This is a genomic window from Paralcaligenes sp. KSB-10 (assembly GCF_021266465.1).
In the GTDB taxonomy this organism is placed as follows: Bacteria; Pseudomonadota; Gammaproteobacteria; order Burkholderiales; family Burkholderiaceae_B.
The window spans coordinates 812,704-827,549 of sequence record NZ_CP089848.1 but is presented as its reverse complement, the minus strand read 5'-3'; the positions used below and the strand labels follow the sequence as shown (position 1 = coordinate 827,549).

At 58.3% G+C, this 14,846-nt stretch carries 12 protein-coding genes; all 12 read left to right on the top strand.

What is annotated here, in order from left to right:
* Positions 1–17 precede the first annotated feature (17 nt).
* The 12 genes from metE to hemC all read left to right on the top strand — a co-directional run bounded on the left by metE (position 18) and on the right by hemC (position 14,845).
* Positions 18–2,315, top strand: a complete 2,298-nt coding sequence (metE, locus tag LSG25_RS03830) for a 5-methyltetrahydropteroyltriglutamate--homocysteine S-methyltransferase (protein WP_232743392.1) — start codon at positions 18–20, stop codon at positions 2,313–2,315.
* Between the two features lie 135 nt (positions 2,316–2,450).
* Positions 2,451–3,026 (top strand): DUF2889 domain-containing protein, encoded by a 576-nt coding sequence (locus LSG25_RS03825; protein WP_232743391.1) that lies wholly within the window; start codon positions 2,451–2,453, stop codon positions 3,024–3,026.
* 86 nt (positions 3,027–3,112) lie between these two features.
* On the top strand, positions 3,113–4,273 hold the full coding sequence (gene sucC / locus LSG25_RS03820) for an ADP-forming succinate--CoA ligase subunit beta (protein ID WP_232743390.1): 1,161 nt from the start codon (positions 3,113–3,115) through the stop codon (positions 4,271–4,273).
* A gap of 22 nt (positions 4,274–4,295) precedes the next feature.
* Positions 4,296–5,177, top strand: coding sequence for a succinate--CoA ligase subunit alpha (gene sucD, locus LSG25_RS03815; protein WP_232743389.1), 882 nt, complete (start codon positions 4,296–4,298; stop codon positions 5,175–5,177).
* A gap of 193 nt (positions 5,178–5,370) precedes the next feature.
* Positions 5,371–6,060: a TetR/AcrR family transcriptional regulator gene (locus LSG25_RS03810; protein WP_232743388.1), complete on the top strand. Its 690-nt coding sequence runs from the start codon at positions 5,371–5,373 to the stop codon at positions 6,058–6,060.
* Positions 6,057–7,613, top strand: coding sequence for an efflux transporter outer membrane subunit (locus LSG25_RS03805; RefSeq protein WP_232743387.1), 1,557 nt, complete (start codon positions 6,057–6,059; stop codon positions 7,611–7,613). The genes LSG25_RS03810 and LSG25_RS03805 overlap by 4 nt, the downstream gene beginning before the upstream one ends.
* A complete protein-coding gene (locus LSG25_RS03800) occupies positions 7,606–8,802 on the top strand; it encodes an efflux RND transporter periplasmic adaptor subunit (RefSeq protein WP_370635944.1) in 1,197 nt (398 codons plus the stop codon). The genes LSG25_RS03805 and LSG25_RS03800 overlap by 8 nt, the downstream gene beginning before the upstream one ends.
* An 8-nt stretch (positions 8,803–8,810) precedes the next feature.
* Positions 8,811–11,867: an efflux RND transporter permease subunit gene (locus LSG25_RS03795; RefSeq protein ID WP_232743386.1), complete on the top strand. Its 3,057-nt coding sequence runs from the start codon at positions 8,811–8,813 to the stop codon at positions 11,865–11,867.
* Positions 11,868–12,269: 402 nt separating this feature from the next.
* The gene (locus LSG25_RS03790; RefSeq protein WP_232743385.1) at positions 12,270–12,968 is read left to right on the top strand and encodes a TerC family protein; all 699 of its coding nucleotides are present in this window, start codon (positions 12,270–12,272) and stop codon (positions 12,966–12,968) included.
* 93 nt (positions 12,969–13,061) lie between these two features.
* Positions 13,062–13,781, top strand: coding sequence for a TerC family protein (locus LSG25_RS03785; RefSeq protein WP_232743384.1), 720 nt, complete (start codon positions 13,062–13,064; stop codon positions 13,779–13,781).
* Positions 13,768–13,893, top strand: a complete 126-nt coding sequence (locus LSG25_RS20425; RefSeq protein WP_255696628.1) for a hypothetical protein — start codon at positions 13,768–13,770, stop codon at positions 13,891–13,893. The genes LSG25_RS03785 and LSG25_RS20425 overlap by 14 nt, the downstream gene beginning before the upstream one ends.
* A gap of 4 nt (positions 13,894–13,897) precedes the next feature.
* The gene (gene hemC, locus LSG25_RS03780) at positions 13,898–14,845 is read left to right on the top strand and encodes a hydroxymethylbilane synthase (RefSeq protein WP_232743383.1); all 948 of its coding nucleotides are present in this window, start codon (positions 13,898–13,900) and stop codon (positions 14,843–14,845) included.
* The last annotated feature ends 1 nt before the right edge of the window (position 14,846 follow it).

The following is a 14,846-nucleotide window of genomic DNA, read 5'->3' as shown; positions in this document are numbered from 1 at the left end:
ACTAGTTTGAAAATAAAATGACTATTATTCATAATCTTGGCTTTCCCCGTATTGGCGTGCAGCGCGAACTTAAACGCGCCCTGGAAGCGTATTGGGCCTGCAAGCAGTCTGCCGATGGCTTGCAGGACATTGGGCGTGAGCTGCGTGCACGCCACTGGGCGCTGCAAGCCAAGGCGGGTGTGGCTTTTGTTCCCGTCGGCGATTTCGCCTGGTACGACCAGATTCTGGAATGGTCTACCTTGCTGGGAGCCGTTCCTGCACGCTTCGCCCAGCCTTCCAATGAGTCGGTGGGCCTCGATACCTTGTTCAGGATGGCTCGCGGGCGCGCTCCATCGGGTGCCTCCGCCGCCGCCTGCGAAATGACCAAGTGGTTCGACACCAACTATCACTACATCGTTCCCGAGCTTGCGCCGCAGCAAAGCTATCGTATTGCGCGCGAGGATTTATTTGATCAGATTCGCGAAGCGCAGGCTTTGGGGCATCAGGCCAAGCCGGTGATTCCCGGGCCCTTGACCTGGTTATGGCTGGGCAAGGGCGATGCGTTTCCCGGCGGGGCGGGCGACACGGGCAAACTGGCCCTGCTTGAGAGTCTTCTGCCTGTGTATGTAGAGGTGTTGGCGCGATTCAAGGCCCTGGGAGTACAGTGGGTGCAGGTCGATGAACCCATCCTGACCCTGGATTTGCCCGTCGAATGGCGCCAGGCGTACCGGCAGGTTTATTCCCGCCTGGCGGGCGCCGGCCTGAATCTGTTGCTGACGACCTACTTTGAAGCCATCAAGGACAACGCCGCTGTATTGCAAGACTTGCCCGTGCAAGGCCTGCATATCGATCTGGTGCGTGCGCCAGGACAATTGTCCGAACTTGCCGCGCTATTGCGACCCGATCAGGTTTTATCGGCAGGTATCGTCAATGGCCGCAACATTTGGCGCACCGATCTGGATCGGGCCCGGGATCTGCTTGCTCCGCTCAAGGCGCAACTGGGCGATCGCCTGTGGCTGGCTCCGTCGTGCTCCCTGCAACATGTACCCGTCGATCTCGATGTCGAGCGCGAACTGGATCCGGAGCTGAAAAGCTGGTTGTCGTTTGCCGCGCAGAAGCTCGACGAATTGCGCTGGCTGGCTGCGTCGCTCGACGGCGGCGCCGACGCCGGCACGCAAGAGGCGCTGCAGGCGCAGCGTGCCGCTTTGCAGGCGCGCAGGGAATCCCCGCGTATTCATAATGCCGCCGTGCAGCGGCGCCTGGAAGCCGTGGCACAGCTAAGCCGCGATCGGGCTCCTTTCGCCCAGCGCATCAAGCGCCAGCAGCAAGAGCTGGGCCTGCCGGCTTATCCGACCACGACGATAGGCTCGTTTCCGCAAACAACTGAAATCAGGGCCTTGCGCCGCGACTGGAAGGCTGGAGCCCTGTCCGATGCCGGCTACGAAAAAGCCATACGCAGTGAAATTGAACAGGTCATACGCTTCCAGGAAAAGATCGGGCTGGATGTGCTGGTGCATGGCGAACCCGAACGCAACGATATGGTGGAGTATTTTGGCGAGTTGCTGGCCGGTTTTGCCTTCACGCAAAACGGCTGGGTCCAGAGTTATGGCTCGCGCTGCGTCAAGCCGCCCGTCATTTTTGGCGATGTGGTCCGGCCGGCGCCCATGACGGTGGCCTGGGCGGCATACGCTCAATCGCTGACGGAAAAGCCGGTCAAAGGTATGCTGACGGGGCCGGTCACTATTCTTCAATGGTCCTTTGTGCGGGACGACCAGCCGCGCCAGACTACTTGCCGCCAATTGGCGCTGGCTCTGCGCGACGAGGTGGTCGATCTGGAAAAAGCGGGTATCGGCGTTATCCAGATCGACGAGCCGGCGTTCAGGGAAGGCCTGCCTCTGCGCCGCGCCGATTGGACTTCGTATCTGGACTGGGCGGTTGACTGCTTCCGGCTGTCGACGGCGGGAGTCCGGGAAGAAACCCAGATCCATACGCATATGTGCTATTCCGAGTTCAATGACATTATTGATTCGATTGCCGCCATGGATGCCGACGTGATCACGATAGAAACATCGCGTTCCAATATGGAGCTGCTTGGCGCGTTTGAAGACTTCGATTATCCCAATGACATAGGGCCGGGCGTATACGACATACACTCGCCCAATGTGCCCAAAGTCGACTGGATGGTCGATCTCATGCAGAAAGCCGCGGGCCGCCTGCCCAGCGAGCGTCTTTGGGTCAACCCCGATTGCGGCCTGAAAACGCGGGCCTGGCCGGAAACCGAAGCGGCGCTGCTTGCCATGGTCGAGGCCGCTCGCATATTGCGCCAGGCAGCCTGACCTCGGGCTTCATGCCTGGAGGGGGCGCATGGCTTGCCGGCCCGTTCCCTTCAGGCCCGTGGACGTACAGGTAAGACGGCGGCGCCTGCGTTATACTTGCCGGGTTTATCGTCTTATTTGCATTTCCGCCCGTACATGCCCCTGCCGCCATCCGATATCGCCCGCGAGCCATTGCACACGCGTTCCATACGCGTGAATTCATTTGCTCGGGAAGACGGCCAATGGGATCTCGAAGCCGAGCTCATCGATGTCAAGGCTTACGATTTTCCCGGAAACGACGGCGTGGTTCGTTCGGCGGGCAGCCCTGTGCATCATATGCATCTGCGCGTCACGATCGATGAGCAATTCACGATCACGTCGGCTGTTGCCGTGTACGACGCCGCTCCCTACAACACGTATTGCACCGCCATCGCGCCCGATTATGAAGCGCTGGTCGGCATGAATCTGCTGCGCAATTTCCGCCAGGTGGTCAAAGACCGGTTTGCGCGCACAGCGGGCTGTACGCACCTGACCGAGCTCTCTTACGTGCTGCCGACGGTGGCCGTGCAGTCCATGGCCAACAAGCGTCGCAAGGAAAGGCTTTCAGGCAAATCAGCCCAAAAGCCTTTTCAGCTTGATGGCTGCCATGCCTTGCGCATCGACGGTCCGGTGGCGAAAGAGTTCTATCCCCAGTGGTATATCGCTCCTCCATTCGAGGAGAAATGCGAATAGGCCGTTTACCGATGTGGCGCGCAACAGTGTTGCCAGGCACTGGCGTGAGCATTTTTTCTAATTCTTTCCGTTCTGACAGGTAATAAATGAAAATTCACGAGTATCAAGGCAAGGAACTGTTGAGAAAGTTTGGTGTGACCGTGCCGCGCGGAATTCCAGCTTTTTCCGTAGATGAAGCCGTTGCGGCGGCCGAGAAACTGGGCGGCCCCGTTTGGGTTGTCAAGGCTCAGATTCACGCGGGTGGCCGGGGCAAGGGCGGCGGCGTCAAGCTGGCCCGCTCGATCGATGAGGTTCGTCAGTTGTCCTCTGAAATCCTGGGCATGCAGCTGGTTACGCATCAAACCGGTCCCCAGGGCCAGAAGGTGCGCCGTCTGCTCATCGAAGAAGGCGCCGACATCAAAAAAGAATATTACGTCGGTATCGTGACCGATCGCGCCACCCAGCGCGTCTGCGTGATGGCATCCAGCGAAGGCGGGATGGACATCGAAGAGGTCGCTGAAAGCTCGCCCGAAAAGATTCTCAAGGTTTTTGCCGATCCCACGGTTGGCCTGAGCACTGACGAAGCCGCCGGCCTGGCTCGCGGCATAGGCGTACCCGAGGCCTCAGTGGGCAAGGCCGCCGCCGAATTCCAGAAACTCTACAAGGTTTACTGGGAAACCGACGCTTCGCTGGCCGAGATCAATCCGTTGATTCTGACGGGCTCGGGCGACATCATTGCCCTGGACGCCAAGTTCAATTTCGATTCGAATGCCTTGTTTCGTCATCCCGACATCGTTGCCTATCGCGACCTCGAGGAAGAAGATCCCGCCGAAATCGAAGCCAGTAAGTTCGACCTGGCCTACATCCAGCTCGACGGCAATATCGGCTGCCTGGTCAACGGCGCGGGCCTGGCCATGGCCACCATGGACACCATCAAGCTGTTTGGTGCCGAACCCGCCAATTTCCTGGATGTCGGTGGCGGCGCGACCGCCGAGAAAGTGACCGAAGCATTCAAGATCATGCTCAAGAATGACAGCGTAAAGGCGATCCTGGTGAATATTTTCGGCGGCATCATGCGTTGCGATGTCATTGCCGAAGGCGTCATTGCCGCCTGCAAGGCCGTTAACCTGAGCGTGCCTCTGGTTGTGCGCATGAAAGGGACCAACGAAGAGCTCGGCAAGAAAATGCTGGCCGAGTCGGGCTTGCCCATCATCAGTGCCGACACCATGGCCGATGCCGCGACCCGCGTCGTGGCCGCCGTGAAATAAGAATATTGCCGAGGATTTGTAAATGTCGATTTTGATCAACAAAGACACTAAAGTTATTACCCAGGGAATTACCGGGAAAACCGGCCAGTTCCACACGCGCATGTGCCGTGAATACGCCAATGGCAAGGCCGCTTTTGTGGCCGGTGTGCATCCCAAGAAAGCGGGTGAGGATTTCGAAGGCATTCCTATTTTCGCTTCGGTAAAAGATGCCAAGGCACAAACCGGAGCAAGCGTTTCGGTCATCTACGTTCCGCCCGCGGGCGCCGCCGCGGCAATCTGGGAGGCTGTCGAAGCCGATCTGGACCTGGTCATCTGCATTACCGAAGGCATCCCCGTTCGCGACATGCTTGAAGTGCGTAACCGCATGCGCGATCAAAACAAGAAAACCTTGTTGCTGGGACCCAATTGCCCAGGCCTGATCACTCCCGATGAAATCAAGATCGGGATCATGCCTGCTCATATCCATCGCAAGGGCCGCATCGGCATCGTCAGCCGCTCCGGCACCCTGACTTATGAAGCCGTCGCCCAGGTTACCGAACTGGGTCTGGGCCAATCGAGCGCCGTTGGTATCGGCGGAGACCCCATCAACGGCCTGAAGCATATCGATATCTTGCAGCGATTCAACGACGATCCCGAAACGGATGCCGTCATCATGATCGGCGAAATCGGCGGCCCCGATGAAGTCAATGCGGCGCAGTGGGCCAAAGACAATATGAAAAAACCGGTGGTCGGCTTTATTGCCGGCGTTACCGCTCCGGCAGGCAAGCGCATGGGCCACGCCGGTGCGCTGATCTCGGGTGGCGCCGATACGGCGGATGCCAAGCTGGAAATCATGGAAGCGTGCGGCATTCGCACCACGCGCAACCCGTCCGAAATGGGCAAGTTGCTGAAGTCGATGTTGTAGGTCGACAAAGCCATATAAAAAAGCCCGCTTAGGCGGGCTTTTTTGTTCGGACCGATCAGCGGCCCTTCATCCTGAAGGGGCCAGAACGCACTTGCGATTAACTAACCAATCAATTAGTATACGCCGACAAACCAGAAATATTCAAAATCCTCGGAACTAAAAACTTAACTAATCAGTTAATTAGAGAACAATCATGGAACAGAAGCCCGAACAACGTACCTCTGGTGGTCGGCGATCTCGTAAAGACGACACGTCTGGGCGTGAGCGCCTGCTGGACACCGCGATCCTGTTGTTCTCGGACCGCGGCATTGCCAACACGACCATTGCGCAGATCGCGAAGGCTGGGAAAGTGACCTCGGCGATGGTGCATTACTGGTTCGAGACGCGCGAGAAACTCTACGATGCGGTGGTCGAGGAACGTCTCGGGCCGCTGATACAGGCGATCTGGGAGCCTGCCGACATCGAACACGAAAGCGCCATAGAACTGATCCGGGGGCTGTTGACACGGATGTTCGAGGTAACGGATGCCGCACCTTGGGTACCATCGCTCTGGCTGCGGGAAATCGTCCAGGTCGGCGGTTTGCTGCGCGAACGCCTGCTTCGTCGCATCCCGCGCGACCGCAGCATTGCCTTCCGCCAGAAAATCGTCGAGGCGCAATCCCGTGGCGAGGTCAATTCAGAGATCGAACCCGATCTGTTGTTCACCTCGATGCTGGCCCAAGTGATGTTGCCGCAGGCGACGAGCTCTTGCGTCTGGCACGAGGGCGACACCATGATGAGCCTTGGCCGCGAGCAGATTCAGCGCCACGCCGTTGCACTTTTGATGAGGGGCCTGATGGGGCCTGCGATTCGTTCGGAAGAACACAATGGGGGGCGGAAATGAGCGCCGCCTCCCGCCTGTCGCAGCTTCTCGCTCCTCTGAGTTTGCTTTGCCTTACAGCGCTTGCCGGCTGTGCAGTGGGGCCAAACTTCGTCCGGCCCAATGTCGCTCAAAACGCCGACTATTCACGAGACAAGTTAAGGCCGACAACGGCTTCGGCCGACGTGGCGGCAGGCGGCGCCGCGCAGCGGCTTGTCGCCGGAATGGATATTCCCGGGCAATGGTGGACGCTTTTCCGCTCGCCGACGCTGAACGCGCTGGTCGACGAGGCACTTCGGGCCAATCCGGATATTGCCGCCGCTCAAGCCGCGCTTCGCCGAGCCAACGAGCTGGTCTATGCCGATCAGGCATCGCTGTTTCCATCCCTGAGCGCCACGGCGTCCAGTACCCGGGAGAAGATATCGGGTTTAAGCTCGACCGGTGCGGCCAGTTCCAGCAGCTCGCTCTCGCAGATCCTGACCGTCCATTCAGCGTCCTTGAGCGTTTCCTATGCCCCGGATGTTTTCGGTGGTACCCGCCGCCAGATTGAATCGTCCGCTGCGCAGGCCGAGTATGAACGCTACCAACTGGAGGCGACTTATCTGACATTGAGTTCGAATGTCGTCAACACGGCCATAAGCCTGGCATCCGTGCGCGATCAGGTGGCTGCAACCGAGAAAATCATCGAGCTTCAAAACGATCAGCTCAATCTTTTGAAGTCTCAGCGGTGGCTTGGGGCTATCTCCAGTATCAACGTACTCGCTCAGGAGGCGGCACTCGCACAAACGCGCGCCACCTTGCCGGCCCTGCAAAAGCAACTCGCGCAAACGCGCAACCAATTGATGGCTTATCTCGGCCGCTTTCCCAACCAGGATCGCGGCGAGAGTTTTGATCTGGCATCCCTCCATCTGCCGGAAGAGTTGCCGGTCAGCCTGCCCTCGGCCATCGTGCAACAGCGGCCGGATGTGCGTTCCGCCGAGGCTCAACTGCATCAAGCCAGTGCCAATATCGGTGTTGCCGTGGCCAATCAACTGCCCCAGTTCAACCTCACCGGGTCGCTTGGCTCCGGTGCATCGAGCGTCAGCAAATTGTTTACCTCAGGCACAGGAGTTTGGAGCCTCATTGGATCGATCACCCAGCCGATTTTCGACGCGGGGGCGCTCAAACACCGCAAGCGCGCAGCCGTGGCGGCGTATGACGAATCGGCCGCACGTTACCGCGGCACGGTGGTTGCCGCATTCCAGGATGTATCCAACGCGCTGCGGGCCCTGGAAGCCGATGCCGACGCGCTCGCCCAGCAGGTGGCGGCCGAACGTGCCGCCCAGGAAAGCCTGGCTCTTGCGCAGGCTCAGTTTCGGCTTGGCGCGGTTGGCTATCTGAATCTGCTCACCGCGCAACAAACCTATCAAAACGCGGTCCTTACGCGGGTCCGGGCACAGGCCGCCCGCTATAGCGATACGACTGCGCTGTTCCAGGCTCTGGGCGGCGGGTGGTGGAACCGCACGGATGTGGATCCCGCCGCCTCGGGCAGTTCGACCGATTTGAACAATAGAATTAGTGAGAAGACCCATGGCTGAAATTAAGACCGCCTCGTCCCCGTCCATCCAGTCGACCGAACCCGGCGGCGCGCGCAAACGACGATTGCTTCGGCCGATGATCGCCATGATTGGGGTGGTTTTGATCATCGTCCTGATCATCGGCGGTGTGAAGTTCATCCAGATATCGAAGCTGATCGCACAATCAAAAGCCCCTCAACCGCCCGCCGTGGTTACGACCATCAATGCGCAGTTCGCCGATTGGCAACCGAGCGTCTCTGCCGTGGGATCGATGAAAGCTGTTCGCGGCGTCGATGTCACGACAGAAGTTGGCGGCATCGTCCGCACCATTGCGTTCAAGCCGGGGCTGGACGTTTCGGCCGGCGATCTTCTCGTCCAGCTGAATGCGGATGCCGATGTCGCGCAGCTTCATTCGCTCGAGGCGACCGCCAATTTGGCCGCAACTGTCCTCAAGCGCGACAAAGCACAGCTTAAAGTGAGCGCGGTGTCGCAGGCGCAAGTCGATTCTGACGATGCCGACTTTAAAGCGAAACGCGCGGCGGCGGAACAACAGCGGGCTTTGGTCGCGAAGAAAACGATACGCGCGCCGTTTGCCGGGCGGATTGGCATCACCAGTGTCAATCCCGGCCAATATCTCAACCCCGGCGACAAGATCGCAACACTGCAGACATTCGATCCCATATACATCGACTTCAATATACCCCAAGCGCAGCTCGAGGCGATTGCCACCGGCCAAGCCGTCTCGGTCACTGCGACCGGTCTGCCCAAGCAAACCTTCGTCGGGAAGGTGAGTGCAATCGACGCGAAGTTCGATCCGGCCACGCGGAACGTCGCCGTCGAGGCGACCATTGGGAATCCGAAGCAAAAATTAATGCCGGGAATGTTTGCCCGCGCCGTCGTCGAGTCGGGAGCGGTGCAGCACTACCTCACCGTTCCACAAACCGCCGTGACCTACAACCCTTATGGGACGACAGTCTTCATCGCGGTACATAAGAAGGACGAGCAAGGCAAGGATGTTCTCACGGCCCAGCAGACGTTCATCGAAACGGGCCCGGCCCGTGGTGACCAGGTCGCCATCCTGTCTGGCGTGAAGGAGGGCGACGTAGTGATCACGAGTGGCCAGATGAAGCTGAAGAATGGCTCGCCGGTGAAGGTCGATAACCGCAGCACTCCCTTGAACGCCGTATCCCCGACTCCGCAAGAACGATAGGGCCTCCCATGAAATTCACCGATACCTTCATCAAGCGACCGGTCTGGGCCATCGTTATTTCGCTGCTTATCCTGATACTGGGGTTGCGATCGATCTCCGACCTGCCCATTAATCAGTGGCCGCGCACCGAAAACACGGTGGTCACCATTATGACAAGCTACTACGGCGCCGACGCCGCCACGGTAGCCGGCTTTATCACACAGCCACTCGAATCGGCCATCGCACAGGCGCAAGGCATCGATTACTTGTCCTCCTCGAGCATCACAGGGGTGTCGACAATTACGGCAACGCTGCGGCTCAACTACGACTCCAGCAAGGCACTGACCGAGATCAACACCCAGATCAACTCGGTGAAGAACCAGCTCCCGGCGCAGGCCCAGCAGCCGGTGCTGACAGTGGCGGTTGGACAGACCACGGACGCCATGTACCTGGGCTTCTTCAGCGATGTAATACCCACGAACAACATCACCGATTATCTTGTGCGGGTCGTCAAGCCCAAACTCGATTCGATCGAAGGCGTGCAGACCGCGGAGATCCTTGGGGGGCGCCAATTCGCTCTTCGCGCCTGGCTGGACCCGAACAAGCTGGCAGCCCACAACGTTACGGCACAGGACGTTTCCACTGCCTTGTCGAACAACAATTATTTATCCGCGGTCGGTTCGACAAAAGGGCAGATGGTGACGGTCGATCTGACCGCTGGAACGGATCTGCACAGCGTAGCCGAGTTCAAGCGACTCGTCGTCAAGCACAACGGCGACGCACTCGTGCACCTGGAAGATGTAGCGAACGTCACACTGGGCGCGGAGGACTACAACACCAGCGTCGCATTCTCCGGCAAACGCTCCGTGTTCATCGGCATCAAGGTGGCGCCAAATGCCAATATCCTGACCGTCGCGGAAAGTGTACGCAAGGCGTTTCCCGATCTGCAATCTCAATTGCCAGCGGGCGTTCGAGGCAATATCGTCTACGACTCCACGGAATTCATCAATACGTCGATCGATGAGGTCGTCAAGACGCTGGCCGAGGCCATGCTTATTGTCACGATCGTCATCTACCTGTTCCTTGGCTCGTTTCGAGCCGTGATTGTCCCCTTGGTGGCGATTCCGCTTTCGCTCATCGGGGCATTCTTCATCATGTTCCTGCTCGGATACTCCATCAACCTTCTGACGCTTCTCGCCCTTGTGCTGGCAATCGGCCTTGTTGTCGACGATGCCATTATTGTGGTCGAAAATGTGGACCGCCATATCAAGGAAGAAGGTAAAGGGGTGTTGGAGGCAGCGCTCATGGCGGCACGGGAACTCGGAGGCCCGATTGTCGCCATGACCGCCGTGTTGATTGCCGCGTATGTACCCATCGGATTGCGCAGCGGCCTCACAGGCGCGCTCTTCAAGGAGTTCTGCTTCTCGTTGGCTGGTGCCGTGACCGTGTCCGGCGTGGTGGCGTTGACTCTCTCTCCCATGATGACCTCGCGGCTATTCAGGCCCGGGAAGGAAGAGGGGCGATTCGCGCGCCTGCTTGATCACTACTTCGACCGACTGCGCGGCTGGTACCACCGGGTGCTTTCGGGTGGGTTAAACGTCTGGCCGGTGCTTGTGATCTTTGGCTTTGTCCTGTTCATTCTCGTGGCAGCCAGCGGCATGACCGCCAAGAGCGAGCTCTCTCCGACCGAGGATCAAGGCTTGGTGTTCATGCAGATCAAGGGGGCGCCCAATGCCTCGCCCCAGCAGATGGAAATGCTTGCCGACCAGGCATTCAAGATCGCGAACAAGGAACCCGAGTATGAGCAAATGTTCCAGTTGACTGGTGTGCCATCGCTCAATCAGGGGCTGGGCGGGGTTCTGCTGAAGCCCTGGGGAGAGCGCAGTCGATCCCAGGCGGAGCTGATCATGGATCTCCAGCAGAAATGGAACCAAGTGGCGGGCGCGAAGATCGCCGCCTTCCCGCTGCCGTCGTTACCGGGTTCTCAGGGTTTGCCTGTCCAGTTTGTCATCACCACGACAGAGCCCATCGAGAATCTGAATGAAGTCGCCCAGGCTGTCCTGGCCGAAGCGCAAAAGGAAAAACTGTTCTGGTTCGCGGATCTGGACCTGAAGCTCGACAAGCCGCAAGCCAAGCTGGTCGTCGACCGGGAGAAGATCGCCGCCCTGGGGATGACCGAGGCGGACGTCGGCGCGGCGCTGTCGGCCGCGCTAGGCGGCAACTATGTCAACTACTTCTCGACCGCTGGGCGGTCATATAAAGTGATCCCGCAGGTGCTGCAAGTCGACCGCCTCAACCCCGACCAGATTCTGAACTACTACATTCGAACTCCATCGGGATCGATGATTCCCGCTCGTACGGTGGCACATATTGAAACGTCGGTGCAGCCGGAGTCGATCAACCACTTCCAGCAACTCAACTCGGCCACCATTTCAGGGGTCAGCGGATTGTCCCAAGGCGAACTGCTGACGAAATTGAACACGATTCTACAAAAGGTGGCTCCATCGGGATACTCGGCTGACTACTCGGGCGAGTCGCGCCAGTTCATGCAGGAGTCTGGCGGATTCGTCGGCCTCCTCCTGTTCTCGATTCTCATCGTCTATCTTGCGCTGGCGTTCCAGTTCGAGAGCTTCCGAGACCCCATCGTGATCCTGTTCTCCGTGCCACCGGCGCTCTTTGGCGCGCTGGCATTCATCACCATGGGCTTCGCTTCCATCAATGTGTACACTCAGGTGGGCCTTGTGACTCTTCTCGGGCTCATCACGAAACACGGGATCCTGATAGTCCAGTTTGCCAACGAACTGCAGCGCTCGGGCCGCAGCAAGCGCGAGGCAATTGAAGAAGCGGCAGCGGTACGACTGCGGCCAATCCTGATGACGACAGCGGCAATGGTCCTGGGCGTTGTGCCGCTCGTCTGGGCATCCGGCGCTGGCGCGGCTGGGCGCCACGACATGGGCCTGGTTATTTTCGCAGGCCTTTCGATCGGAACCATGCTGACTCTCTTTATGGTTCCCGCCATGTACATGTTCATCGGAACCACCCATCGTCACGAGGCGGAACAGCCGCCATCTACTCCCGTTGCATGACAGGCACCGCCTTCAAGGCGGTCGAGCGGGCCGGAGAACTTTCCAGGGCTGACGCGCAAAGGGGCTCGGCCGGTGGTCGGGCCAGTGACGGCCCCGTGGCCGGCCGCCCGATGTCGAATGCGGGTCTGAACGGGGGCAAGGCTCCCCGGGAACCGCCTATTAATTTCCAAGGCGGTATCTGCAGATGGGGGCAACTCAACATCAAAGTTTGGGCGCCGTTTCAGGCGTTTGTCATGATCGGCCCGAATGAAATCCATTCTTTGAAAGCTTGCTTACGAATAACTGACTATAATATTTGCCGTGCGCCGCAAACCCAATGCCGGCTCGCAACCTATATTAAAGGGTGGCGCGCACCTGTCTCATTTGTTTAACGAAGGGGGTCTTCATAAAAAGGAAAGGGGAATGGATTTAAGTTCTACAACTTTTTGGTTCGCGTTACTGGAAATAATCTGGGTCAATATTTTATTGTCGGGCGATAATGCCGTTGTCATCGCTCTTGCGGCCCGATCCTTGCCTGTCGAGCAGCAGCGTACGGCCATTGTTGCCGGATCGGCGGGTGCCATTGTCTTGCGTATTGTCCTGACATTGGTTGCCGCGCAATTGTTGTTGCTGCCGTGGCTGAAGGTCATAGGCGCCGTCCTGCTTGTATATATTGGTGTAAGCCTGCTCATGCCGGAAGGGGACGACTCGGGTAAGGAAAAACAATATGGCAGTTTGTGGGCGGCTATACGCACCATCCTGATCGCCGACCTGGTCATGAGCCTGGATAATGTGGTGGCAGTGGCGGCGGCGGCTAATGGCGACACATTTCTGTTGATTCTGGGCCTTGCAATCAGTATTCCTTTAGTTATTTTTGGCAGTACCTTATTACTGAAAGTAATAGAACGCTTGCCCATTATTGTCTGGCTGGGGGCTGCTTTATTGGGCTTTATCGCAGGAGAAATGCTGGTCAGCGACCCGGCTTTGGTCGGTTCAATCGATCAAATTTCCGACTCTATCCATGCGTCTTCTCAGCAATTCGAACTCGCGGTAGGGGCGTTTGGGGCTATTCTGGTCCTGGCGGTAGGCAAATTTTTTCTGCAAAAAGCCAAAACTGACTAGAAGCTGAATTACAATAGCCGGCGATTGGTACGCCTCGACGCACGGTGTGCGCCGAGGTTTTTTTCGTTCGTCAGGGGCGATACAGGAATTGAAATGATAGAGTTTTTCCAAATGCTGGAGTGGGGGGCGATTTTTCAGATCGTCATGATCGATATTTTGCTGGGTGGCGATAATGCGGTAGTCATCGCTCTGGCATGCCGAAATCTGCAGTCCCGGCAGCGGATTCAGGGAATCTTGTGGGGGACCGTCGGGGCTATCGTCTTGAGGGTCGTCCTGATTGCTTTTGCCCTTACCTTGCTGAATATTCCGTTTCTCAAGGTGGTAGGGGCTTTGCTGCTGCTATGGATCGGGGTCAAGCTGCTGATTCCTGAAAACGACAGCCACGAAAACATCAAGGGCGGAAGTTCTGTCTGGACCGCGGTGAAAACGATACTGATCGCCGACTTTGTCATGAGCCTCGATAATGTCATAGCCATTGCGGGGGCGGCGCAAAATGCCGATCCAAGCCATCAATTGGCTTATGTCGTGTTCGGGCTGGTCATAAGCGTACCCATAATTATCTGGGGCAGCACCCTGGTCCTGAAACTCATTGATCGTTTCCCTCTGGTGGTCACCTTGGGCGCGGCTTTGCTGGGCTGGATCGCGGGCGGAATGCTGGTTACCGACGTTTTTGTTGTCGATCAAATCGGCGAAGTCTCGACTGCGGTTAAAATTGCGGCTGAAGTGGCTGGAGCCCTACTGGTTGTCCTCCTGGGCAAATGGTTTGCCGGCCGCAAGGTTGTTGTCAAGGAAACCGCTAATGGGTCTGTTTAAATCTTCCGATCGCAAAAAAAACGAATCGGGCCTGTCGTTGCTGCAAGGCTTGCTCATCCTGGCCATTCTCGGCGTGATTGCCACGGTGATCGTGACCAGCCTGGCAGGGTAACGGTATGCAATCCACGCCTGCCTCACTGGTAATTGCTACGCGTGCCAGCCGGCTTGCCTTGTGGCAGGCCGAGCACGTGCGTGATCGCCTGACGAGCCTGTATCCCGGTTGCAAGGTCAGCCTGCTTACCTTGACTACACGGGGCGACCAGATTCTTGATCGCACTTTGTCCAAAATCGGCGGCAAGGGTCTGTTTATCAAAGAGCTGGAAACCGCGTTGCTCGACGGTCGCGCCGATCTGGCCGTGCACTCGCTCAAGGATGTGCCCGTCGATCTGCACGATCCGTTCGAACTATCGGTCGTGCTCGAACGCGATGATCCTCGCGACGCGCTGGTATCCAACCAGTACGATACTCTCGATCAATTGCCTGCCGGGGCAGTGGTCGGTACGTCCAGCCTGCGTCGCGAGGCGCAGATCCGTGCGCAATACCCGCATCTGACGGTAAGGCCTTTGCGTGGCAATCTGGATACCCGCCTGGGCAAGCTCGATAAAAACGATTACGCGGCCATTATTCTTGCTGCGGCCGGCTTGAAGCGCCTGGGCCTGGAATCGCGTATACGCGGCCATCTGTCGCCGGAACAAAGCCTGCCGGCCGCGGGCCAGGGCGCTTTGGGAGTGGAGGCTTTGGCGGGGCGGGCCGATGTGCGCGCGTGGCTGGCGCCCCTGGCTTGCCCGGCCACCAGCGCTTGCGCTATTGCCGAGCGTTCGGTTTCACGTGTATTGGGAGGCTCGTGTCAGGTGCCTCTTGCGGCATTTGCCCAGGTGGCGGGCGCGAGTCTGCATCTGCGTGCGCTGGTGGCCGAGCCCGACGGCTCGCGCATCATTCGCGCTGAATCGTCGGGTCCGATCGAATCGGCCCGGCAGTTGGGTGAGCACGTGGCGCAGGCATTGCTCGACAAAGGGGCAGGACCCATACTGGCCAGGCTGTCTGCTTCGACGGCTGACAATTAAG